The sequence below is a fragment of the Paenibacillus sp. BGI2013 genome, from assembly GCF_002843485.1.
GTDB lineage: Bacteria > Bacillota > Bacilli > Paenibacillales > Paenibacillaceae > Paenibacillus > Paenibacillus amylolyticus.
Genome location: NZ_PJFA01000013.1, coordinates 94361 through 119845, shown reverse-complemented (window position 1 = coordinate 119845; position 25485 = coordinate 94361). Strand labels below are relative to the sequence as shown.

At 46.3% G+C, this 25485-nt stretch carries 20 protein-coding genes; all 20 read right to left on the bottom strand.

The annotated features are described in order from the left end of the window. Positions 1–3: 3 nt before the first annotated feature. The 20 genes from murB to CXK86_RS25425 all read right to left on the bottom strand — a co-directional run bounded on the left by murB (position 4) and on the right by CXK86_RS25425 (position 25418). Positions 4–909 (bottom strand): UDP-N-acetylmuramate dehydrogenase, encoded by a 906-nt coding sequence (gene murB, locus CXK86_RS25520; protein WP_076250757.1) that lies wholly within the window; start codon positions 907–909, stop codon positions 4–6. 149 nt (positions 910–1058) lie between these two features. Continuing rightward, positions 1059–2168: an undecaprenyldiphospho-muramoylpentapeptide beta-N-acetylglucosaminyltransferase gene (murG, locus tag CXK86_RS25515; protein ID WP_101314794.1), complete on the bottom strand. Its 1110-nt coding sequence runs from the start codon at positions 2166–2168 to the stop codon at positions 1059–1061. Positions 2169–2175: 7 nt separating this feature from the next. After that, on the bottom strand, positions 2176–3273 hold the full coding sequence (spoVE, locus tag CXK86_RS25510) for a stage V sporulation protein E (RefSeq protein ID WP_076250753.1): 1098 nt from the start codon (positions 3271–3273) through the stop codon (positions 2176–2178). Positions 3274–3321: 48 nt separating this feature from the next. Further along, positions 3322–4743, bottom strand: a complete 1422-nt coding sequence (murD, locus tag CXK86_RS25505; protein WP_076250750.1) for a UDP-N-acetylmuramoyl-L-alanine--D-glutamate ligase — start codon at positions 4741–4743, stop codon at positions 3322–3324. A 3-nt stretch (positions 4744–4746) separates the two neighbouring features. Then, positions 4747–5715 (bottom strand): phospho-N-acetylmuramoyl-pentapeptide-transferase, encoded by a 969-nt coding sequence (mraY, locus tag CXK86_RS25500; protein WP_047843751.1) that lies wholly within the window; start codon positions 5713–5715, stop codon positions 4747–4749. Positions 5716–5727: 12 nt separating this feature from the next. Then, positions 5728–7140, bottom strand: coding sequence for a UDP-N-acetylmuramoyl-tripeptide--D-alanyl-D-alanine ligase (locus CXK86_RS25495; RefSeq protein ID WP_076251203.1), 1413 nt, complete (start codon positions 7138–7140; stop codon positions 5728–5730). Further along, positions 7140–8627 carry a UDP-N-acetylmuramoyl-L-alanyl-D-glutamate--2,6-diaminopimelate ligase gene (locus CXK86_RS25490; protein ID WP_076250748.1) on the bottom strand — a complete coding sequence of 496 codons (1488 nt, stop codon included), beginning with the start codon at positions 8625–8627 and terminating at the stop codon, positions 7140–7142. The genes CXK86_RS25495 and CXK86_RS25490 overlap by 1 nt, the downstream gene beginning before the upstream one ends. 140 nt (positions 8628–8767) lie before the next feature. After that, complete coding sequence (locus CXK86_RS25485; protein WP_036614879.1) at positions 8768–10720, bottom strand: stage V sporulation protein D; 1953 nt, start codon at positions 10718–10720, stop codon at positions 8768–8770. Positions 10721–10814: 94 nt separating this feature from the next. After that, positions 10815–13148 carry a penicillin-binding transpeptidase domain-containing protein gene (locus CXK86_RS25480; RefSeq protein WP_076250745.1) on the bottom strand — a complete coding sequence of 778 codons (2334 nt, stop codon included), beginning with the start codon at positions 13146–13148 and terminating at the stop codon, positions 10815–10817. A 12-nt stretch (positions 13149–13160) separates the two neighbouring features. Continuing rightward, positions 13161–13589, bottom strand: a complete 429-nt coding sequence (locus CXK86_RS25475; RefSeq protein ID WP_076250743.1) for a hypothetical protein — start codon at positions 13587–13589, stop codon at positions 13161–13163. A 27-nt stretch (positions 13590–13616) separates the two neighbouring features. After that, a complete protein-coding gene (gene rsmH, locus CXK86_RS25470) occupies positions 13617–14567 on the bottom strand; it encodes a 16S rRNA (cytosine(1402)-N(4))-methyltransferase RsmH (RefSeq protein ID WP_101314793.1) in 951 nt (316 codons plus the stop codon). Positions 14568–14585: 18 nt separating this feature from the next. Next, complete coding sequence (mraZ, locus tag CXK86_RS25465) at positions 14586–15023, bottom strand: division/cell wall cluster transcriptional repressor MraZ (RefSeq protein ID WP_017687291.1); 438 nt, start codon at positions 15021–15023, stop codon at positions 14586–14588. A 273-nt stretch (positions 15024–15296) separates the two neighbouring features. Then, the gene (locus CXK86_RS25460) at positions 15297–16562 is read right to left on the bottom strand and encodes an adenosylhomocysteinase (RefSeq protein ID WP_036674829.1); all 1266 of its coding nucleotides are present in this window, start codon (positions 16560–16562) and stop codon (positions 15297–15299) included. 44 nt (positions 16563–16606) lie between these two features. Next, complete coding sequence (gene bshC / locus CXK86_RS25455) at positions 16607–18238, bottom strand: bacillithiol biosynthesis cysteine-adding enzyme BshC (RefSeq protein WP_036674828.1); 1632 nt, start codon at positions 18236–18238, stop codon at positions 16607–16609. 157 nt (positions 18239–18395) lie between these two features. Continuing rightward, positions 18396–20165: an ABC transporter ATP-binding protein gene (locus CXK86_RS32920; protein WP_036614890.1), complete on the bottom strand. Its 1770-nt coding sequence runs from the start codon at positions 20163–20165 to the stop codon at positions 18396–18398. Between the two features lie 17 nt (positions 20166–20182). Beyond that, positions 20183–21064: an ABC transporter permease gene (locus CXK86_RS25445; RefSeq protein ID WP_370511422.1), complete on the bottom strand. Its 882-nt coding sequence runs from the start codon at positions 21062–21064 to the stop codon at positions 20183–20185. 47 nt (positions 21065–21111) lie between these two features. After that, a complete protein-coding gene (locus CXK86_RS25440; RefSeq protein WP_036614893.1) occupies positions 21112–22044 on the bottom strand; it encodes an ABC transporter permease in 933 nt (310 codons plus the stop codon). Between the two features lie 189 nt (positions 22045–22233). Continuing rightward, positions 22234–23931 (bottom strand): peptide ABC transporter substrate-binding protein, encoded by a 1698-nt coding sequence (locus tag CXK86_RS25435; RefSeq protein WP_076250737.1) that lies wholly within the window; start codon positions 23929–23931, stop codon positions 22234–22236. Between the two features lie 153 nt (positions 23932–24084). Continuing rightward, a complete protein-coding gene (locus tag CXK86_RS25430; RefSeq protein ID WP_036674826.1) occupies positions 24085–24459 on the bottom strand; it encodes a DUF3397 domain-containing protein in 375 nt (124 codons plus the stop codon). Continuing rightward, the gene (locus CXK86_RS25425) at positions 24459–25418 is read right to left on the bottom strand and encodes a ketopantoate reductase family protein (RefSeq protein ID WP_076250734.1); all 960 of its coding nucleotides are present in this window, start codon (positions 25416–25418) and stop codon (positions 24459–24461) included. The genes CXK86_RS25430 and CXK86_RS25425 overlap by 1 nt, the downstream gene beginning before the upstream one ends. Between the last annotated feature and the right edge of the window lie 67 nt (positions 25419–25485).

Sequence of the window (25485 nt, the reverse complement as noted above, 5' to 3'; positions counted from 1 at the left end):
GGTTTACCGCTCACCCACTACGAAGACTTCCGGTACCAGGTTAATACCGTTTTGAGATGATATAGTGCTCTGTATCTGCTGCATTAGGGTGATAACGTCCTCTGCTGTTGCTTGGCCTGTATTAACAATGAAATTGGCATGCATGGTGGATACCTGTGCGCCTCCCTGGGTCATTCCTTTCAGCCCTGCTGCTTCAATCAGGCGGGCTGCATGATCACCCGGTGGATTTCGGAATACACTACCTGCACATGCCATCTGCAGTGGCTGTGTGCGGCGCCGGCGGTCTTTGTAAGCCGCCATCGTTTCCGAAATGACGTTGCGCTCTCCATGCTGGAGTTCAAACGTAGCTTCCAGCACGATGCCTCTCCGATCATGCAGAACAGAGTGGCGATAGGCAAAATCCATGTCCTCCTTGCTGTAACGTACCAATTCCCCTGTCTCCAGTACAATCTCAGCGAATTTGAATATCCGTGACACATCCGATCCATGCGCGCCTGCATTCATGTATACGGCTCCACCGACAGTGCCGGGGATACCGCTGCCGAATTCCAGACCGGTCCATTCCTTTTTGGCAGCAACCACACTGAGTTTAACAAAAGAATGCGCCGCTCCGGCGGTTACACCGCCTTCGTGAAATTCGGCATAATCAAAGCCCTCGCCTGGTTTCACCACAACACCACGTATTCCTTTGTCTGACACCAGCATGTTTGAGCCCCGTCCTAGTTGCATCCACGGAATCTGATACGTGTGAAGCAATTGAACGAGATTCATCATCTGCTCTTTATTCTCGGGAATGACCAGTGCATCCGCAGGACCGCCGATCTTCCATGTGGTGTATTTGGCTAGCGATTCGTTTTCAAGAACTCTGCCAACATTATTCTGGGATAGTAACGATATCCACTGATGCATGTTTGCTTCCTCCTTTGCTTCAAAACCGATGAGCACGGTATGTTCTGTTATTACAGACCGTGTTCTGGCGCCATGGAACGATGGTCACGATTTATACGGTATCTTATGTCAGCCCCGTCTTGTGTGTGACAATCGCCCACAATCACACTTTATCGGTGTGCAGCAAGACGCTGAATTTCATGAACAAGCACTTCAGCTGCATCGGGTTTCCCCAGTTTCCGGGAGGCTTCAGCCATTCGTTTGCGTCCCGATTCATCATTCATAATCTTGGCGATGGCTTGATACAAGACTTTGCCTGTAAGATCCTTCTCCAGCATCGTGAGTGATGCGCCTCCACCTTCAAGCGTGCGTGCATTGGCTTCCTGATGATTATTAGTCACGTTAGGTGACGGAATCAGGATCGAAGGAATACCCAGTGATGTAATCTCCGCAAGGAATGATGCACCTGCGCGGTTTACAATCAAGGATGTGCAGGCAAGCACCTCAGGCATATTATGCACGTAAGGCAGGACATGCAGGTGGTTTGGCATCGTACCCAATGAGCTGCGAATGGCTTCACGCGTTTCATCAAAATAGGTATCGCCTGTCACGTAAACGACATGTACATCGTCCAGTTGTTCCAGCATTGGAGCCATGTCCACCATGGCCTGATTGATTGCTTTTGCCCCGCGACTGCCACCAACCACAAGAACAACACGGCTGTTCATCGGTACACCTAACGTTGCAAAACCACGATCACGGCTAGCCTGGGCTACCGTAGTCGCTCGCGGATTACCGGTGTAAATCACCCTTTTTGCGCCGGAAAATGATTTTTCAGAACCTTCAAAGCTAACGGCAACCGTGTCCACATAACGCATCAAAAATTTGTTCGTCAGACCAGGGATGGCGTTCTGTTCATGAATTATACTCGGAATTCCCAGTTTTGTTGCTGCATATACCACAGGTCCACACACATATCCACCTGTACCAATCACAACATCCGGTTTGAATTCCTTCAGCATTTTTTTGGACTTGCGTACACCTTGAATGAAACGCATGACCGTTTTTAGGTTGTCGATGGACAATTTCCGCCGAAAGCCCGTAATATCAATGGATTTAAAAGGAATATTTTCTTGGGGAACCAGTTTACTTTCCAGACCTCTGGTTCCTCCGATGTATAGAAATGTCGAGTCCGGATTCTCCGCCTCGCATTGTCTTGCTATGGCAACGGCCGGATAGATATGTCCACCCGTACCGCCACCGCTTAGAACGACTCGCATCGCATAGTCACCTCGCATAACGGGATAAATTCACTAAAATACCCAGTGCTGTGAGCATGAGGGTCAATGATGATCCGCCGTAACTGATCAGAGGCAATGTAATGCCCGTAACAGGCATCATGCCAATGACAACACCAATGTTAATAATGACCTGTACGGCGACCATACCTACGATACCAACACCAAGCAGACTGCCGAAGGCATCCGGAACGGTCATGGCTACACGCATCCCTCTCCACACCAGCACCAAAAACAACAATAATACAATCATTCCACCTATAAAGCCGAGTTCTTCGGCCAAAATACTAAAAATAAAGTCCGTTTGCGGTTCAGGTACATAACTGTACTTCTGCCGGCTCATACCCAGTCCCAATCCCGCCAGTCCTCCAGGACCAATCGCGTATAAAGATTGAATGATCTGATATCCGGCACCCAGCGGATCGGACCACGGGTCCAAAAACGCTGTGATACGCTGCAGCCGATAGGGTGCTGCTGCAATCAAAGTTGCAAACCCTGCTACGCCGCCAAGAGCAAGCAAGCTCAGATGTTTCATTCGCGCTCCGGCTGTGAAAATAATAAGCATCGATGCACCCATCATCACGGTGCCAGTCCCCAAATCAGGTTGCAGCATAATAATCCCAAAAGCCAAACCAATCAATCCCAGCGGTGGCAGAAGCCCCGTTGTGAAGGTTTTGATTTTGCCCGGTTCCTTGCTCAGCCAGTGAGCGAGAAACAGAATCATGCCCAACTTCATGAATTCTGAGGGCTGAATACCGAACGAACCAATGCCCAGCCAACTTCGTGCACCACCGCGAACTACACCAATTCCAGGAATGAGCACCCCAATGAGCATAATAAAACAGGCAATCAATATAGGCTTGGCATATTTCCTCCACACCCGGTAGTCTACATTAGCAGTTACGAACATGGCCACAAGCCCAAGCACCGCAAACAGGGCCTGTCTTTTTACAAAATAAAATGAATCGCCATAGTCATGAAAGGCAAGCACCGAGCCCGCACTATATACCATAATAATGCCGATGGCAAGCAATGCCAAAATACAAATCAGCAACCAAATATCTGGTGCCGGTCGCGTCTGTTTCATCAGGAGGCCACCCCTTGCATGGAAGTAGGGGCTTTTCCACCCCCCTACTTACAAGTTATGCGCCGCCTCTTTAAAAATGCGTCCCCGCTCTTCATAGGAAGCAAACATGTCCCAACTTGCACATGCCGGGGATAACAAAACGACATCACCGGCACTGGCAAGCTTCGATGCTTCCTGCACAGCAACGGTTAACGTCCGGGCAGCGTCCTCCTCATTATCGACGACCTTAATTTGCTTTAATCCGGCAAGTTCCGCGACCTTGGCAATTTTTGTCCGTGTTTCTCCAATTGCAACGACAGCTTTTACCCGTTCCTGGAACAAGGGTAACAACTCCATCATGTCTGACCCGCGATCCAACCCTCCAGCAATTAATACAACCGGTTCCTTGAACGAATTCAGAGCCATAACCGTAGCTTTCGAATTGGTCGCTTTGGAGTTGTTGTAGTATGCAGAGCCGTTATGCTCCAGGACATATTCAAGTCGGTGTTCAACTCCCTTGAAGTCTGCAAGCGGAGCAGCCAGCACCGCAGGATCAGCTCCTGCCGCTACGGCGATAGCCACAGCAGCCAGTGCATTTTCCACATTAAATCGCCCAGGAAGGCCAATGTCCTCAACGTCGATAATGATGTGGTGATCTCCGTTTTCATCCGCGTAGATTACCTGACGCTTCACATCATCCGCTTCTCCATCCACATAAGGAGGATCTGCATACACACCTGTATCCAATTTCTCTGTCACGGAGAAGGGGATCAATCTGCCTTTGATGTAAGGAACCAGACCACGACATACCGCATCATCCCAATTCAGGATGGCTACGTCGTCAGGCTGCTGATTGGCGAATAGTTTGGCTTTGGAAGCCACATAATCATCCATGTTCCCGTGATAATCCAGATGTGTCTCAGCAACGTTAAGTAAGCTGGCAATCCGGGGTCGGAAATCAACCGTTCCTTTGAGCTGGAAACTACTAAGCTCAACAACCATCCAGTTATCTGGAGAAGCTTGCTCTGCCGCTTCACAGAGAGGTGTTCCGATATTACCGGCAACGATCGGCTTGAGGCCAGCATGCTCCAACATTTTACCCACCCAAGTGGTGGTTGTTGTTTTGCCGTTGGATCCCGTAATCCCGATCATGGGTGCAGCACATAGATGATAAGCAACCTCTACTTCGGTCACCACTTCAATGCCCAATGCCAAAGCTTGCTGCACAGGAGCTGCATGGTATGGGATACCGGGGTTTTTGACAACCAGCTTCACACCACTGTGAATCAGATCATCCGGATGCCCTCCGCATACAACAGAAATTCCCAAAGCCTCCAATTCGGAAGCTTCGGGACATTGATCTCTCTCTTTTTTATCATTTACTGTAACCTTCGCTCCGGCGCGATCCAGCACCTTGGCGACCTGTACGCCGCTTTTGGCCAATCCGAGCACGACTACTTGTTGTCCGCGATATGATTCAGGATGGTTCATGATCTACAACCCCTTGTTGAGATAAAGTCCAAGAGCGGCCAAAATTGCGCCTACCGCCCAAAAGGTAATAACAACCCGCCATTCTGACCAACCACTTAATTCAAAGTGATGGTGAATGGGGCTCATTTTGAATACACGCTTGCCACGAGTCTTGAATGATACCACTTGAATAATGACAGACAGGATCTCGATAACAAAAATACCGCCAATGATGACAAATAGAAGCTCTGTCTTGGTTACAATCGCTACCGCACCAATCGCACCGCCAATCCCCAGAGAACCGGTGTCTCCCATAAACACTTTGGCCGGATGTGCATTGTATACCAGAAAACCAAGTACGGCTCCGATCATCGCTGCTGCACACACTGCTGCCGGCATCGACGTGGCTTGCATCGCCACAATGGCAAACGCGCCAAAGGCAATTGCACTTACCCCTGACAGCAAACCATCCAGACCGTCGGTAAAGTTAACCGCATTGGTAATGGCAAGCATCATGAATACGACAAAAGGATAATAGAACCATCCGGTCCAGTCAAACGAGAATGACGTTCCCGGAATAGAGATGGCTGTGCTGTGTCCATTCTGGATCAGCAAGAAACACATCACTGCACTGAAGAACAATTGACCCAGCATTTTTTGTCTGGCTGTCAGTCCCAGCGAACGTTTGAACACAATTTTGATGTAATCATCCAGGAAGCCAATCAGCCCGAATCCCAGCGTAGCCACGAGCAAGACATAAAAGTCTGTATTCTTGACTGCTGAAAATTTCAAAAAGGCCAATGTGAACGCAACTAAAATGACGACTCCACCCATTGTAGGTGTTCCGCTTTTTTTCAAATGGCTCTGAGGCCCATCTTCCCTAACTTGCTGTCCGAATTTCATTCGACGTAACAGCGGAATCAGGAGCGGTGCGGCAATCACCGCCAGAATAAATGAAACGCCGATTGTTAACAGTAATACCTGAAAATCCATGGGTTCACCCCTCTAGTCTACTCGATTCTGTAATGGTGCTATTTGTAGTGCTTCGACCACGTCCTCCAGCTTCATGCCTCTTGAAGCTTTGAACAAAACAACGTCTCTGGGATGTAGTTTATCCAGTAGATAACGGGTCATTTCTTCTTTATCTATAAAAGCATGCACAGCCTCTGTAGGCATATGCTTGCTTGCTCCTTCAGCAATCTTAGCTGATAGCGGACCATATACCAGCACCATGTCCATTTTGGCCGATGTGATATACTCTCCGATTCCGTAATGCAGATCCTGCTCTTGGGGACCGAGTTCAAGCATATCACCAAGCACAGCCACTTTCATGCGGTATCCTTTCAGACCTTCTAGTACATCGATTGCGGCCTTCATGGAGGTTGGACTTGCATTGTATGCATCATTCAGCAGGGTTAGACCACTAACGCCTTGCGTAACCTCAATACGCATGCCTGTCAGTTTCAAGCGAGACAATCCCGCGGCAATCTGCTCCGTCGTCACTTTGAAATGACGGGCTATTGCCAAAGCAGCCAGACAGTTAACGACATTATGCGTTCCTAGCAGAGGTAGCGTAAATGCATGTTCTCCAGACTGTTTGGTGGTGAAAACTACCCCGTTCTGCGCATTCATAAGTCCGGTAGGATAGTCATCATTATCGGTTTGCAGACCAAATGTAAACCGCTGCAATCCATCGGGTTGTTTCGTTGCGGGTTCTTCAAGGACTTGTGCAATTAAAGGCTCGTCTCCGTTGTAGATCAGTAACCCGCCAGGCTTCAATCCCGCGGCAATCTCGGCTTTGGCTCTGGCAATCTCCAGTCTGGACCCCAGCTGAAGCAGATGTGATTCACCAATATTGGTAATGACCGCTACATCAGGCTGCGCAATAACCGACAGATCGTTAATTTCCCCGCGACCACTCATACCCATCTCCAAAATGATAATCTCGGTATCCGGGTCCATGCTTAGTACAGTCAGTGGTAAACCAATGTGATTATTGAAGTTGCCTTGCGTCTTATGCACTTTGAACGTCGTCGAGAGAATGGTATCTACGATGTCCTTTGTTGTTGTCTTGCCGTTGCTGCCTGTAATGCCGACTACAGCCGCTTTATTCTCCGTTAGATAAGCAGATGCGAGTGCTTGCAGCGCGACAAGTGTGTCGTCAACAACAATGACAGCTCCTTGTGGCGGAATACCATGATCCTTTTGCCAGATCGCGCCTGCAGCCCCCTTCTCTAGACAGACTTGCACAAATTCGTGTCCGTCAAACCTTTCACCCACTAGCGGGATAAATAAACTGCCTTCCAGAGGTTTACGCGAATCGGTAAACACCCCTTCGACCATTACATTGCCATGAGCAGCAACGTCACTTAATGTCCCTCCACACATCTCGGCCAATTGTGCCAATGTTCTTTTTATCAATTGGATTTGCCCCTTATCGCTTCTTTAGCTATGATTCGGTCATCAAAATCGGTTTTGGTTGTGCCGATAATCTGATAGGTCTCGTGACCCTTGCCCGCAATCAATACTACATCGGCTGGGCTTGCCATTTCAATAGCTTCATGAATCGCCTGGCGTCGATCCACAATCATCGTATAACGTTCAGCAGGAACGGATTCTTCAATCAGGCCCTGTTCAATGTCTTTAAGAATCAGATCCGGATCTTCTGTCCGTGGATTATCGGAAGTAACCAGTACAAAATCACTATAATTCGCAGCAATTTTCCCCATGAGAGGGCGTTTGGTACGGTCCCTGTCACCACCACAGCCAAACACGCAGATCACACGTCCTTCGGCAAATTCCTTCACCGTACGCAACACATTCTCAAGTCCATCCGGTGTATGGGCATAATCGACAATAACAGCAAATGGCTGTCCTTCGTCCACTCCTTCAACACGTCCATCCACGCCCGGAACCGTCTCCAGACTGCGCTTGATCTCTTCCAGCGGAATTCCTTCAACCAGCGCTGCAGAGATTGCTGCCATTGCATTGTATACATTGAATTTGCCTACCATGCGCAAGCGAATATCTGTGCTGCCTGCAAATGTATCCACGTGGAAAGAAGTTCCCTGAGACGTGATTGAGATTTGGGATGCGCGTACATCCGCCTTTTCACCCATGCCATATGTAATCACTTCAGCCGCAGTCACAGAGATGAAATAATCCGCTGCCGGGTCATCTGCATTGATAACAGCGAATTTACGCTGTGAGACATCTTCCGTATAACCGTTACCCAGACGTGCAAAGAATAATCCTTTGGCCCCGCGATATTCCTCCATGGAATGGTGGTAGTCCAAATGATCCTGCGTCAGGTTAGTAAATACCGCAGTACGGAAATTTGTTCCCTTTACTCGCCCTTGTTCCAATGCGTGAGAAGAAACTTCCATAACACAGCAGTCCGTACCCTTCTGAACCATATCATGCAGACTACGCTGCAGATCAAGCGCCTCTGGTGTTGTTCCTGACATCGGGTAGGTGCGACCGTCATACCGCATTTGAATAGTACCGATCAATCCCGTCTTGCGCCCGTAATCACTCATGATTTTTTCAATCAAATAGGTGGTCGTTGTTTTTCCGTTCGTTCCCGTTACACCAATCATATTCATCTTCTGGCTTGGAGAGTCAAAAAAGAAATCTGCCAGCACAGCCATCGCAAATCGGCTGTCCTTCACCAGCAATTGTGGTACAGGCAGATCCAGCTGCCGTTCAACCACCAATGCAACTGCACCGGCATTTACAGCTTTTTCTGCATAATCATGACCATCTACCGTATGTCCCGGAAGACAGATAAACAGATCACCCGGTTTTACCTGCCGGGAATCTGTCTGAAGGTTTTGGCATTCTGTATTTGATTCGCCCACGAGGCGGGCGGTGGTCAGCATCGATGCAAATTGTTTTAAAAGCACATGAATAACCTCACTTTTCCAATTATACTTCTGTTTTAACATATGTCTGTATTTATTAATATCGTCAATACAACCCAATAATGAAACGCACTTGGATGAATTTTGTTGCGCTAGAAGCCTCAAACTACCCCTAAGTCCTGTTATTCATCCTTTGTGTGATCATGTGCATCGTTCAGTACGTTCCCCATATAAATGCGGATGGTTGATCCCTGATCTACCCTCGCCCCAGGTTTGGGTGCCTGATTAATCACGTATTTACCACTGCCAGACTTCGCCAGCATAAAATTCATGTTCAGGTCTTCGTACAGATCTTCAACTGTAGCTCCTGTCAGGTCTGGGACTGTCACGATTTTGGTTTCACCATACTTGTATTCTTTGGCGACCTGATCCTTCCGAACAGGTACATTCATATAATGCAAAGCATCTTCAAGGATGTTCTGCACAATCGGGGCGGCAACCACACCTCCGAACTGAATTCCTTTGGGATTATCAACTGCGGTATAGACCACAATCTGTGGATCATCTGCCGGTGCAAATCCGATAAAGGATACGATATGCTCAGTCGAGGAATAACGTCCGTTGATAACCTTCTGGGCTGTACCTGTTTTGCCACCGACCCGGTATCCATCAATGAATGCCGGACGCCCGGTACCTTTTGCGACAACACTCTCGAGTGCTTCACGTACTTGTTTGGATGTATTCTCCGAGATCACCTGACGAACCAGTTCCGGCTTGGCCTCTTCCATGACTTCTCCCGTTACCGGATGGACCCACGCTTTCGTAACATATGGCTTGTAAAGTTTACCCCCATTGATGGCCGCTGACACAGCTGCTACTTGCTGAATAGGCGTAACCGATACACCTTGACCAAAAGCAGTTGTTGCAAGTTCGACAGGTCCTACTCTCGACAGTTTGAATAGAATTCCACTGGCTTCTCCACTGAGGTCAATTCCCGTTTTGGTACCGAAGCCAAAGTCTTTAATATAGGAGAAGAGCGATTCTTTGCCCAGCCTCTGCCCCAGAGCTACAAATCCCGGGTTGCATGAGTTCTCCACCACTTGCAAAAAGGTCTGACTTCCGTGGCCGCCCTTTTTCCAGCAACGCAGACGAGCTCCACCCACCTCAACATATCCGGGATCAAAAAATTGATCCTGTTGCAGATTGACCTTTTTCTCTTCAAGCGCTGCTGCCAAGGTAATAATCTTGAACGTAGAACCCGGTTCGTACGTCATCCAGATCGGTAAATTGCGATTGTATATCTCCGCGGGATATTGCTGATAATCGGCAGGTTCGTATCCCGGTCTGCTGGACATCCCCAAAATTTCACCCGTTTTCGGATTCATCGCTATGGCCAATGCTGAGTTCGCCTGGAACTTCACCATGGCCTGATCCAGTTCTCTCTCCATGATGGACTGAATGGATTTATCAATGGTCAGCTTGAGGTTAAGGCCGTCCTTCGGTTCCACATACTTCTCGGATGAGCCCGGCATTAGCCTTCCGGCCGCATCGGACAAGTAGGACACACTGCCATTCAAACCATTCAGCTTATCATCATATTTCTTCTCGACACCCGTTAAGCCCTGATTATCAATGCCCGTAAAACCAAGAATATGGGCAGCCAAATCATCATAAGGATAAAAACGTTTATTGTCTTCAGCAACAACGATACCCGGAAGCTTCAAATCACGGATGCGCTGAGCTTTCTCCATCGTAATTTTGCGGCCGCCGGGTTGTAGTCGTACAATGAGTTCTCGTTTCTTGATGGTTGCGAGCACTTTTTCTTCCGTCATCCCAAGCAATGGGGCCAGCGCTTTAGCCGTCGTTTCAGCTTCTTTAACCTGAGCCGGAATGGCCATAATGGTTGGTGTTGTCACATTATAGGCCAGAGAGGTTCCATTTCGATCCAGGATCTCCCCTCGCTTGGCTGAGTAAGGAATATTACGCCGCCAGGATTCTTCTGCTTTTGCTGACAATTCAGGGCCTTCCCCGAGCTGTACATAAGCAAGCCTGATCATCAGGGCCGAAAATAACAAAACTAAAATCATTAAACTCCATAGCAACCTGCGTCGCAGATTTACGCTTGATCCCTTCACTAAAAGATCCCCCCACTCGTCCCAAAATCATGACATTCGTTCCATTCATGAATATTCAGGACAACCGGGGGTTAGAACAAGCTGTCAGAGCTCCCTAAGGAAGTGTAGCTCCGTTTGTTGCTGGATCGTCAGAGGATTCGGATTCATTGGTAGGAGCCTTGTTGTTATCTGTTTCGTCTGTTTCGTCGGTTTTAGCTTCTCCGCCCGAAGCCTCTTGTTCCTTCACTTCAGCTTCTGATGACGGATCAGAAGAGATTGGAGCTTCATCGGCTATACCTGTCACTGCAGCTTTGGCAGTTTGCAAGTTCAGCTGTACAGTTCTCTGTTCACCTGCAACCTGCTCGGTTTGCTTCATGACATAACCCTCGCCCTTGACCGTAACCCCCACTTTCATGAGAGAAAGTACTTCAAGGGCATCCCGGAGAGATTCACCTGTTAGATCGGGAATCTTCATCTTGCTGCTTTCTTCCGTTAGCAGATAGATTCGTTGGCCTGGATTCATAGAGGCGCCAGCAACCGGATACTGCCGAATTACATTATCACCTTGACCAAGAGTCACATAAGCAATACCTGCGCTTAGAAGCTGGCTTCTGGCCTGTTTGGCTGTCTTGCCACTCAAGTCAGGCGCCTTGGCTTGCACGACAGAGACTTCTTTTGACTTTTTGTCAGGAGTTTTGGCTGTATCTTTGGGTATTCCCATGTATTGAAGAGTCTGGCTGACAATCTTTTTGAACACCGGCGCAGCTGCGGTTCCTCCCCCAATGTTGGTTCCATCCGGTTGGTCAATGACAACAAGTATAGCAATCTTCGGATTATTCACGGGCGCGAATCCAATAAACGATACAACGTCTTTTGACTTGCTGTATGCTCCGTTAACAACCTTTCTTGCTGTACCTGTCTTACCAGCTACACGGTAACCTTCAATATAGGCGTTACGACCGGTACCAATCGTCTGATCTGCAACCACTTGTTCCAGATAACCGCTCACCAGTTTGGAAGATTCCTTGGAAATCACCTGACGGACAACTTTAGGTTTGATGACTTCCGTTGTTCCATCATTCGGGTTCTTGATCTCCTTCACCAGATGTGGCTCCAACAATTTGCCGCCGTTGGCAATCGCAGAGATGGCTGCGACCTGTTGAATTGGTGTTACCTGTACAAGACCATGCCCATAGGCTGCCGTAGCAATCTCGGATTTGTAAACCAGTGGCTTGATCGGGGACGCTGCCTCATTTGGCAGATCAATACCCGTCTTTTTGCCGAAACCGAATTCGTCTATGTAATGACGCAGACGTTCACCGCCAAGCATGTTGTAACCCAAGTTAACAAAAGCAATGTTACTTGACCGTTTGACACCTTCGAGATACGAGATCCAACCATAGGAATGACCATTATCACTAATCGGGAAACCACCGATATACATGCGTTTGGATTCAAAACTTGCATTGGGATCGAAGAGTTTTTCTTCAACAGCCCCTGCTAGAGTAACTATTTTGAATGTACTACCTGGCTCATAGATGGATTGGGTAGCATGGTTGATAAAATTCTTTTGATCAGGTGTACTCCCATACGTATTCGGGTTAAAGGTTGGCCAGTTCGCCATCCCTAGAATCTCCATCGTGTTTGGGTCCGCAGCAATGACCGTCATGCTCAGTGGATTATACTTGGCAACGGCTTCTTTCATTGCATCCTCAATGTAGAACTGGATCGTATCATCGATGGTCAGCGTAAGGTTCTTACCGTTCTGAGGTGGCAGATAGTTATCCTGTGAATCCGGAAGTTTAATGCCTTTGGCATCCTTCTGATAATTCAGATATCCATCTGTGCCTGTCAGTGCTTCATCATATGAGACTTCAAGTCCATTGACAGCTTTCCCATCACGGCTCATATACCCCAAGAGGTGAGAAGCAAGTGTTTCTTCAGGGTAAAAACGCTTCGACTCCTGAGCCATCACAATTGCATTACGAGCCTTGTACTCTTCTTGTAATTCCTCACGCAGTTCGTTGACTTTTTCCGCAAGCTCTGGACTTATCTTATATCCTTCACTGCGTACTTCACGTTGTTGAAAAAAATCACCATCTTTATTCTTCGCTGTAACTAGAGTACGCATCTCACTCTCATTTTTCCCTAGAAGGGCAGAGAGCTTCTCCGTAACAACATCCTGTATGCCGAGTTCATCGATCAAGAGGGGATTAACGGAAACCGTATACGCAGGGGCATCGGTAGCCAAAATATTACCATTTCGATCCGTAATCGTTCCACGTGCAGCCTTAATCGTCTGTTCCCGCTCTACCAAACCGGCTGCCCGTTCCTGCCATACACCGCCATTCACAACTTGAATGAAAAAGATTCGGGTTACGAGTACAAGAAAAAAGAGGGTAATACATCCCCCTATAAGCAACGTGCGCATCTTTATTCTTTTTATCATCGGAACACCTCTTTACTTACTGCTTCCTGTATTCGAGGACGACTCAGTACCAGTTGATTTCGTACTTGTTGAGCGAGGTACATAAATGACATCCTTACCGGAAGCTTCAACGTAACCAAGTTGTTTTGCATTTTCGATGACCTGGTTGTTCAATGTTTCTTTTTCCACCTGCAGGTCTGCAATCGTCTTTTCATACCCCTTAATATCCGAAATAGTGGACTGCGCCTGCTTGTTCAAATCATAGATATGAGCATAACGAGACATCAAGGCTCCTCCAACAAGGATAACTGCAACCAGGGTAATCAGATACAAAATTTTCTCGCGTGCCGGAAGACCCGTACGACGGGTCACCACTTTGGTGGTTTCTTTGTATCGTTGCTGGGTCACACGTTCCTGGGACGCTTTTTCTTTTACAGCGAGATTACCACGTGTATATGCCATACTCCGATTCTCTCCTCCACTCTTGATCTACAATTTCTCGGCTACGCGCAGTTTGGCTGAACGAGCACGTGAATTTTCGGTCAATTCCGTTTCCGTTGGAATCAACGGTTTTCTGTTAACTAAACGCAGGCTCCCCTTGCCGCCGCATACACACAACGGAAAATCGGGTGGACATGTACATTTTTCCAGATAACTGCTGAAAATCTGTTTACATATCCGATCCTCAAGGGAGTGGAAGGTAATAACAGATACACGTCCTCCTGGTGCCAGACAACGAACAGCCTGATGTAAGCCTTCTTCAAACGCACCCAACTCATCGTTGACGGCAATGCGTAATGCCTGGAAGCTGCGTTTGGCAGGATGTCCACCTGTACGGCGAGCTGCCGCCGGGATGCCTTCCTTGATCAGTTCCACGAGTTCACCTGTCGTCTCAATGGTAGATTGCGCTCGTTTTCCCACGATAACACGGGCAATTCTTCTCGAAAACTTCTCTTCACCATAGCGATACAAAATTCGAGCAATCTCTTCTTCTGGCCACTCATTCACAATCTCTTTGGCCGTCAGCATTGCATCCTGGTCCATTCGCATATCGAGCGGAGCATCGTGATTGTAGCTGAATCCACGTTCTCCTTCATCAAATTGCGGGGATGACACACCCAAGTCGTACAAAATACCGTCGACCTGTGGTACACCATCCTTCATTGGTACATCCAGATCCTTGAGTACCTGTTCCAGATCCCGAAAATTGGTTTTCACCAATGTTACACGTTCTCCATAAGCTGCGAGCTTCTCGCGAGCATTATCCAAAGCCCAATCATCCTGATCAAGTGCGATCAGACGTCCCCCTGGACCGAGCTTGGAAGCAATCACGGAGCTATGTCCGCCACCGCCTAAAGTGCAGTCCACGTATATACCGTCCTGCTTGATGTTTAATCCCTCTGTTGCCTCTTCTTTGAGTACGGTTATGTGGTGAAACAACCTGCACCCCTCCTGACTTTATAAATCAAAATTAAAATCGACCAGCTTTTCGGCAATGTCGTTGAATGCTTCTTCGGATTGATTGAAATAACTCTCCCATATGCCTTTGCTCCAAATCTCCACCCGGTTCGACACGCCAAGAACAACACAATCCTTGTCCAGCTTGGCATACTCTCTTAAATTGCCCGGCAGATTTACCCTGCCCTGTTTGTCCAGTTCACATTCGGTTGCACCCGAGAAAAAAAACCGGGTAAACGCACGTGCATCAGATTTCATCAATGGCAGTGCTTTGAGCTTCTGTTCCATGACCCCCCACTCCTCCATGGGGTACACGAAAAGACACTGGTCCAAACCCCGTGTGACAACGAAAGACGGTCCCAGAGATTCGCGGAATTTAGCCGGAATGATAACCCGACCCTTATCATCAATGCTATGTTGGAACTCCCCCATAAACATTGGCCCACTCACTCCTCACCCGTTTCTCCCACTTTGCCCCACTTTCCACCACCTAAGCATAATAGATTCGCACAAAAAAATCAAAACCCTTCTTGCATGACTTGATTTTTTAATTTTTCAGCATAAAAAAACGTCCTTGATCCTGTAACTCAGGATCAAAGACGCTTCCCTTAAACGGGCAATCGTATGTCTACCCGCACATGAGCCATATCATCAATAAACCATTCTATACCTATTGAATCATTTCATCAGCTTGTAATTATTGGATAGTGCTTAAAATTTCCAGCTATCCAGATATTTCTCTTGCTCAGCTGACAAGGAGTCGATGCCAATATTCAGGCTTTCAAGTTTATAGCTGGCAACCTGCTGGTCAATATCATAAGGTACATTAACAACGTTTTTACCCAAGTTTTCATAATTCTCACTTACATAACGCAGACCAAGCGCCTGCAGAGCAAACGTTGTATCCATGATTTCGGCAGGGTGACCATCTGCTGCACCCAGGTTCACAAGACGACCTTCAGCAAGAAGGTACATTTTACGACCATCTTTGAAACGATATTCCTCAATGTTGCGACGAACTGTGCGAATCGATTCGGAACGTTTAGCCAGTTCAGGTTTATTCACTTCAACATCAAAGTGACCCGCATTACTCAGGATCGCTCCATCCTTCATCACATCGTAATGCTCCCCTGTGATAACATCCTTATTGCCTGTAACTGCAATAAAGAAATCGCCCAATTTGGCAGCTTCCACCATCGTCATGACCCGGAACCCGTCCATGTGTGCTTCTACCGCTTTGATTGGATCGATCTCGGTTACGATCACATTTGCACCAAGACCTTTGGCGCGCATCGCTACACCTTTACCACACCAGCCATAACCTGCTACCACTACGTTTTTACCAGCGATAACCAAGTTAGTTGTACGAATAATCCCGTCGAATGCAGATTGTCCAGTACCGTAGCGATTGTCAAACAGATACTTGCAGTATGCGTCATTAACCGCAACCATCGGAAACTTCAATTGGCCTTCTTTCGCCAATGCTTTCAAACGGATAATACCCGTTGTCGTTTCTTCTGCTCCTCCGCGAATGGTTGTTGCGAGGTCAGGGCGCTCGGATGCAATAATGGTTGCAAAGTCTCCACCATCATCAATAATGAGATCAGGCTTCACCTCAAGCGCACGCAGTTGCAGTGATTTGAATTCCGCAGGCTCCGGATTGTACTTCGCATACACCGTAACGCCGTCTTCCACCAATGCTGCGCAAACATCATCTTGTGTAGACAATGGATTGCTATGCGTAATCGTCACTTCTGCTCCACCGGCTTGGATCACTTTTGCCAAGTAAGCTGTTTTCGCTTCCAGATGAAGACAAATAGCAACCTTCAAACCTTTGAAGGGCAGATCCTGTTCGAACTGGCGACGAATGCGGTTCAGTACCGGCATATGCGCTTCTACCCAATCAATTTTCAGGTGACCCTCTGAAGCGAGTCCCATATCTTTAACAATACTGTTTTGCAATGCAGGTGTAGTCATTTCACGTCCTCCTCGTTTATGTGTTTCTTCTATTATAAAGGGCTCTACAGTGCAATAACCTTATGCTCTCCAAGGAATTCACTTGAGGCCTTAATCAGTTCATCGATCCACTCGGTGCCATAACGATTCAGGTAAAAGAGTGCATTATGTACTCGTTCCTGTGGTTTGCCCGTTGGGAATAAGGAGTTCTGAATGCCGTTCCAGTGCCTTAGACTCACATTGTGTTTATCTTCGATAGCTTTGTGAGTCTGTTGTTTCAGATACTGCATTTGCTCGTTGATTTTACTCAAATTGGTGTCGCCAATTCGTTCCAGCCCCGGATGAATCTCCGCGATCTCATCTAGCAACGGTCCATACAGATCAAGAAACGCTTCCTGAACCTTGTCAAACTGTTCATCTACCTGGAACGTCTCCTGCTGTGCGAGCCATTGCTCCTTCTTTTCTTCCATATGATATTGAACATCCTGAAAAGAAAGTCCATATTGTTTCATATGTTTGTGATGAATATCTTCCATAATGGTGAAAGACAACCGCGGCAACAAAATGGGCATTTGCAGGCCGAACTGACGGAATGCTTCCCGAGTCAAACCCCAATATGCAATTTCACCTTGCCCCAAAATAACAGCGGCTACAGGCAACACGGAATCTTGCATTAATGGTCGTGTCAATACGTTGTTACTGAAGCGCTCCGGATGTTCTCCCAGTTCCTGAAGCAAACGTTCCTCTGAGAAAGAAACCAAACCTTTGCGATCACTATATAAACCGTCCTTCAACAACAAGAGCAGACGCGTACCTTCATGAATGTAGAACAGATTAGCTCCATCCTCCGCCACTTCGGCAGGCATAGCATAACCAGCTTGTTGTACCAGCGAAGCACCTTGAGTGTATGCGCTGCGCAGCACTTCATTTTTTCGTATCAACCGCTCAAACACGGGCTGTTCCAACCTGCGTAAATCTGGATCCGATGCATCCATTAGAACAAGTCCACTGCTGGCAAACAAAGCAGATATCATGCGGGCAAATGCATCACTCAGATTTGAACTGGATTGATGGATCTCTGTGATGCATTTCATCAGTCCTGGTTTATGTATCGTATCAGGTAAAAGATGTTCCACCTGTTCGAGTACATTCATCCACTGCTGCGTATCCACATGAACATTACTCACAGAATCCCTTCCTGCGAATCGTCCTTGTAACTTAACCTTGTTCATGTCTCCCTGACGATCAGGTAGATATGTGTGGTTAACCTCATCCCAGTCATGGTCTTCACCGGCAATCCAAAATACTGGGACTACCGGGCGTTGAAGTCTTTCTTCCGCTTCACGCGCAGCTGCCACTACGCTGGCGGCTTTGTATATGACGAACAGTGGTCCGGTGAGCAGACCGCTCTGCTGTCCTCCTGTAACCACTAGTGCATCTTGTTCTGCAAGACGTGTGATGGACGCATGAACCTCTCCATGGTCGTTCACCCGCTTATTATATATACGTAAATACTCTGCCAGATCACGACGATCAATACGTGTGTTTTCCGATTGGTCCAGCCACTCGGCACGCGCCTGAAGTCCTGATTCCCAGCGAATGTCATACTCGTAAAGGCCACGCGCAGCATCTCTTGAACAGATATAATCTTCTGCAAGTCTTGATCCGCTGCGGAGTGCCTCGGTAATACCGTTCATGAGGTCTGCCTCCTATTCTGCTTCAAAGAGCCTTTCTTGATTGTACCGAATTCAGGGCCGCTTCGTCAAAAGAAAGTAATTAAAATACGAAAAAAACCGCCGAACGAGTCGGCGGCATTTAATACATCAATAATAGCATATCGCTTTAATATTCCTATTATACGTAAGGTTCTGCAACCCAGTGACCTTTGGAAACCTCAATCAATTGAGAATTTTCCAGGTTGTACGGATCATTTGCAGGACCGCCAGATCCGTTCTGAATCGGGCTCATATGCTCTTCTGGCAGCAAGATGCGACGTTTGTTCGCTTCCACTTCCGGATCAGGTACAGGGATCGCGGAAAGCAATGTTTTGGTGTAAGGGTGGACAGGGTTCGCATATAGTTCTTCACTTTCTGCGAGCTCAACCACTTTACCCATGTACATTACAGCTACACGGTCACTGATATGTTTAACCATTGACAAGTCATGCGCAATAAACAGGTATGTCAAGCCGAGACGTTGCTGAAGCTCTTCAAGCAATTTAACGACCTGCGCCTGAATGGATACATCCAGTGCAGACAATGGCTCATCACAGATGATGAATTTAGGGTCTACAGCAAGCGCACGCGCAATCCCGATCCGTTGTCTTTGACCACCGGAGAATTCATGTGGATAACGAAGTGCATGACTTGGATTCAAACCTACCAGATCAAGCAGTTCCTCCACTCGTCTCTTGCGCTCTTTAGAGCTGGAAGCCAGACCATGAATATCGAGTGACTCCCCGATAATATCCATAACATTGAAACGCGGGTTAAGAGATGCATATGGATCTTGGAAGATCATCTGCATATCTTTACGCATTTCTTTCATTTTGCGCGGGGACAACTTGTAGATATCCGTTCCGTTGAAGTTAACATTTCCGCCAGTTGGCTCATAAAGACGCAGAATGGTACGACCTGTTGTGGATTTACCACAGCCAGACTCGCCTACAACGCCAAGTGTTTCACCTTCAAAGATATCAAAGCTTACGTCATTGACCGCTTTGAGAATGTTACCTTTACCCAAATTAAAGTACTGTTTCAAGTTTTTCACTTGTACCAGAGGCTTATTGCTGCCTTTGATAATACCAGCTGGAGCTGGTTTTTCCTTTTTGGGCTCGTCCAGACGTGGCAAGGCATTCAGCAATTTAATGGTGTATGGATGTTGAGGGTTACTAAAGATTTCTGCAGTTGTTCCTGTTTCAACAACTTCGCCTTCCTTCATAACAACAACACGGTCACACATACCCGCTACGACACCAAGGTCATGCGTAATCAGCATGATCGATGTTCCAAGCTTTTGCTGCATGTCTTTCATGACATCCAGAATTTGAGCCTGAATTGTAACGTCAAGTGCAGTTGTCGGCTCATCCGCAATCAGAAGGGATGGACGACATGCAAGCGCGATCGCAATCATGGCACGCTGACGCATACCACCAGAGAATTGGTGAGGATAATGATTCATGCGAATAGCCGCATTTTTAATACCTACAAGTTCCAGCATCTCCAAAGCCGCTTTATTCGCCGCTTGTTTGGACATGTTTTGATGCTTGCGCAATACTTCAGTAATTTGTTTACCAATTTTAATGGTAGGATTCAATGAAGTCATTGGATCTTGGAAGATCATACCGATATCTTTACCACGAATCGCTTCCATTTGTTTGTCTGTCTTATTCAGCAGGTCTTGCCCGTGAAAAGTAATTTCTCCGCTTTTGACCTTCGAAGGCGGGGAGGGAATCAATTTCATGATGGTTTGGGCGGTAACACTCTTACCACTACCCGATTCACCTACGATCCCCAGCGTCTCTCCTTTGCCAAGTTCAAAACTCACATGTTTAACGGCATCAAATTCACCAGAACGTGTTGAGAACGACACACTCAGGTCTTTGACAGTTAAAATCGGCTCCATAATCCCACCTCCTGTTTCTATTTACGTAATTTCGGATCGAGTGCGTCACGCAGACCGTCTCCGAGCAAGTTAAATGCAAGCATTGTAAGAACCATCAGACCTGCTGGGAACCACATCCGCCACGGGAATAGCGTCCAGCCTGTAAGTGCATCATTGATCATAGAACCAAGTGAAGATCTTGGTGCTGATACACCCAATCCAAGGAAGCTCAGGAACGCTTCAGCAAAGATTGCATTTGGAATGGACAACGTCAATGTTACAAGAATCGGTCCTATTGCATTGGGCAACAAATGACGGAACAATTGACGCCCTGTGCTTGCTCCCATGGACCTTGCAGCAAGAATAAAGTCTCTGTTTTTGAGTTGCATAATTTCACCACGCACAATCCATGACATGCTGATCCAGCCTGTGATGGTGAGGGCAATGATAATCGTTGTCAGACTTGGTTCCAGTACAACCAGCAACAAAATTACAACAAGCATGTACGGCAAGGAGTAGAGGATTTCGGAAAACTTGTTCATAATTCCATCTACACGTCCACCATAGAAACCCATGATCGCTCCATAAATAACCCCGATAACAAGGTCAATCAAGGCTGCGGCCAAACCTACAGTAAGGGATACACGTGCTCCTACCCAAGTTCTTACCCACACGTCGCGACCAAGCTCGTCCGTACCGAACCAGTGCTCCGCACTCGGTGCTGCATTGGCATTCAACAAATCATTGGAATAATAATTATAACTTGTAAACAAAGAAGTTGGACCAATCAAAGAGAAAATCACGACAAGAACCAACACGCTCAGACTGATCATTGCAGCCTTATTGGTTGCAAGTCTGTACATGGCATCTTTAAAAAGGGATACACTTTCTTGCGGTTTAACCGCTGCCTGACTAGTCAGGTTCGTGTTCGCCGTTTCATTCTTTTTATTATTCGTGCCAGACAACGTTATGCCCCCTTCCGGCTTTCCAGCTTAATTCTAGGATCAATCAGCACGTAAGCGATATCCGTAAAGAAACGAGCCAACATCAGGAGGATACCATAGAAAATCGTAATCCCCATGATCATAGTGTAATCACGGTTTGTGATACTCTCTACGAATACTTTACCAATTCCCCCGATGTTAAAGATCTGTTCAATTACAACGGAACCTGTGATGATATTCGCTGTCATTGGACCAACATAAGTTACTACTGGTAGAATACCGTTTCTTACAACGTGTTTAAACATGATTGCAGGCCATTTCAAACCTTTGGCTTTAGCTGTTTTGATATAATCTGCATGTAAAACTTCAAGCATGCTCGAACGCGTCAAACGAGCGATAAAAGCAATCGGAGATGCAGATAGCGCTGCAACCGGAAGAACATAATCCAATGGACCATCAAAGCCCATAACGTTAAACCAGCCTAATTTAGTAGCAAAGAGATACTGCAATAGTGACGCAAGCAAGAAGCTCGGAACAGCTATCCCTATGACAGCCAGGATCATCGTGATATCATCAATGAGTTTACGATGGTAAACTGCAGCAATAAGGCCCAGCAGAACACCCACGATAATGGAGATAACAATTGCAAACACTCCAAGCTTCAGCGAAGCGGTGAATGTTTCGCCGATCATTCCGGCTACATCTCGATTGAGATATTTCATTGAGACTCCGAAATCTCCCTTAATGATTCCACCCATATACTTCAGGTATTGTTCATACATCGGTTTGTCCAATCCATACTTCTGTTCCAGCAAGACCCGAATTTCAGGCGATACTTTTTTCTCAGATGTAAAAGGGTCACCCGGAATAGCCTTCATCAGGAAGAAGGTTGCAGATGCGAGTATGAAAAGCGATAGCAGCATAAATAATAGTTTTTTCAACACATACTTAACCAACCCTTGCACACCTCCACAAACAATATTTTGTATACAAATCGATTGTAGAATTAGACAGAAATAAAGTCCAATCCATTTATCGGAAATTTCAAGAATTATAAGGAAAATCGGTGCACATACAAAAAATCGGGATATATATGGAATTCCACATATATATCCCGAAGTATTCATATTAGACTTCAGAACAACTTATTTCTCTTCCAGATATGCACGAGTGTAGTCAATAGCTCCACTGAAATCAAGTTGTACACCTTTCAGGTAAGGCTTAGTCAAAGATACGTTAGTGTAATAATAGATTGGCATAACGCCCATTTCATCTTGAATCAGGATTTTCTCAGCGTCAGCAAATGCAGCCATACGTGCAGCTGGATCAGCAGATTTTACAGTTTCTTTAACATCTTTGTCATACTGTTCGTTGCTGAATTTGGAATCATTGTTTGTGTTTCCAGTAGTCCACATTTCCAAGAAGTTGTATGGATCGTTGTAGTCAGCAGACCAACCTGCACGAGCTACTTGGAAGTTTTGGTTTTGACGGTTCTCAAGGAATACGCCCCACTCTTGGTTTTCTGTTTTCACATCAACACCAAGATTTTGTTTCCACATGTCAGCAACCGCCAAAGCGATTTTCGCGTGACCATCACTAGTGTTGTAGATCAACGTAACAGCTGGCAATGTTGTGTAACCTTCTTCTTTCATACCTTCAGCAAGCAATGCTTTAGCTTCTTCAACATTTTCTGTGAAGTAATCGTCTTTGTGCTCATCACGGAATTCGCCGTTTTCACCACGGATACCTGGAGGTACAAAGCCGAATGCTGGAATTTGTCCACCTTGTGTAACTTTGTCAACAATCAGCTGACGCTGAATTGCCATTGCAAATGCTTTACGGATTTTTACGTTGTTAAATGGTGCTTCGTTTACGTTGAACTGATAGTAGTACGTACTTGCAATACCAGTAGCTTTGAACTCGTCCGGCAATTCCGCTTTTACAGAAGGAATTTGGTCGGATGGAATTTCACCGTTAGGTGCACCAGTGTAGTCCAATTGTCCTGATTTGTAAGCTTGCAGTTCGGAAGCACTGCTGTTTGTCAGAGACATATCGATTTGAGCCAATTTAATATCGGCAGCTGCATGGTAACCATCGTTTTTCTTCACAACAATTTTTTGACCTTTAGAGTATTGATCCATTACAAATGGTCCGTTAACGATCATGTTTTTGTAGTCTGTGAAGAATTTGTCATTGGTGTCAGCAGATGCATGTACTGGGTAGTACGTGTAGAATGCTGTCAGACCCAAGAAGTAAGGTGTTGGGTTTTCCAACGTTACTTCCAATGTGTGCTCATCATTAGCTTTAACGCCTACTTGTGAGAAATCTGTGACTTTAGTACCTTTGTATGTTTCATCTTTGCTGAGGTTGTAACCTTCAGCACCTTTAATGTAGTACAATTGGTATGCATATGGAGAAGCTGTTTCCGGTTTCAAAGCACGTTCCCAAGAACGAACAAAGTCTTCGGCAGTGATTGCATCACCGTTGCTCCATTTAGCTTCCGGGTTCAGGTTGAAAACATATTTCAAACCATCTTCGGAAATTTTCCAGTCTTTAGCTACGCCTGCTTGTTCTTTACCATCAGCATCAATGCGTACAAGACCTTCGTACAAGAATTTCAGAACTGTGTTGGTTTGGCTGTCTTTTGCTTGAGCCGGGTCCAACGTAGGAGGTTCAGCTGACAGGTTGATTTTCAGAATTTGATCTTTAGCAAGACCATTTCCTTCGTTTGCAGAACCAGTATCGGTGTTACCTGTGCCTTCGTTTTTCGATCCGCACGCTGCAAGTACGGTACCGAACGCCAAAATCAGCGTCAAAAGGACTAATAGACTTTTCCTTTTCATCTAACACGTTCCCCCTAAATTGATATGGTTTATATGTTTATAGATTATACAACCACCGGTCAAAAAAATCTACATTACTTTTTCAGAAAGTAATGTTTTTTTCAGTTTTCGACAAAATCGACACATTTTTTGCCTCTTTTGCGTTATGTAACCTTACATCAGTTGCATGAAGTATCTAAATAATCCAAATAAAGTAAACAAAACATACCCGAAACTCATGATAACGAAAGACATGCGCCATACGGCCCGGAACATTCTACCCCTATCGACCTTCCCTTTTAGTCGATTTTGCGCACCCCCGATGAATCCAAGTGCTACTAGTATGAGTATTAATGTCAGATAAAAACCAAAATTCGAATCAAATGTTAAGTTGAATAACGCTGAAACTGAAAATACAAGAAAAAAAGTGGTTACATCCATTGCCATTCGCAATGCTTTACGTTTGTCTTTTTTCCATACGTACATGCCCCAATAGACAAGAAAGAACGGAAAAAAGGGCAATATGCTCAACACAATAAAAAGTCCCATTAATTCACTCCTTCCGGTTGCATTCCTTCAATCAGATGAAGCAGTATTTCATGTGTAGGTGCAAAAAGGTCCAACTTCTGTGCCATCTTTACAATATGACCGTTAATTGACCTCACTTCTGTACCACGTCCAGCGAGAACATCTGCAAGCATGGAGGAAGTATTCGTGGCAGTAGAACGACAAACCGATATCAGTTGATCCCACATATCCTGATCCAAACATATTCCACTTGCAGAGTAGATTAACAATACTTCATCATATAACTGGCGCATTAGCCTCTTTCGTTCTTCCTTGACGATCAATTCTCCATTAGGGATTCGCCATAGTGCCGTGAGCGGGTTAATGACTGAATTAATCAATAGTTTCCTGTATATCAGCTTATCGATTTCATTCGACACTGTACAGTCAAATCCTGCCTGCTGCAACGATCCCGACAGAGTAAATGTTCTCTGCTCCTCTATAGAGGTAGAAGCTCCTATATGTATGTTGTACCTCCCCAGCCTAGTTTCACCTGTACCTGCACGAGTCACCTGACTTTGTGTTCGCTTCGCACCTTCTGTTGTAACCGCACTACACAGAAACGACTTTGGCAAAGCTGCTTGAAGTTTTGTAAGATGGCCCATCCCATTCTGAAAACAAGCGACATTCAGCACATGATCTTGTAATGGACTAATCTCATCAATGAAATCATCAATGCTTGTCTGCTTAACCATGAGCAGTAACCATTCTCCTTGTGTGTTCTTCCATGTGTCAGTCAGCTTACTTATTGGTTTCGCCTGTATTTGATCCGGTAGAATATGTATCTCCTCGTCTTGTTCCACAATGGTTACTCCATTATGGCTGAGGAGGTCTGCCTGAGCTGTTGTTCTGGTCCAAAATCTGACCTGGTTACCTGACGCCAGCAGTTTCCCGCCATACAAAAGACCAAGTGCCCCCGCTCCTACGATGTCAATGATCATATGATGCACTCCTCTCCGCTTCAGTAGTTTCTCCTTCTATTATCTATAATAGAACAAAAACACCAAA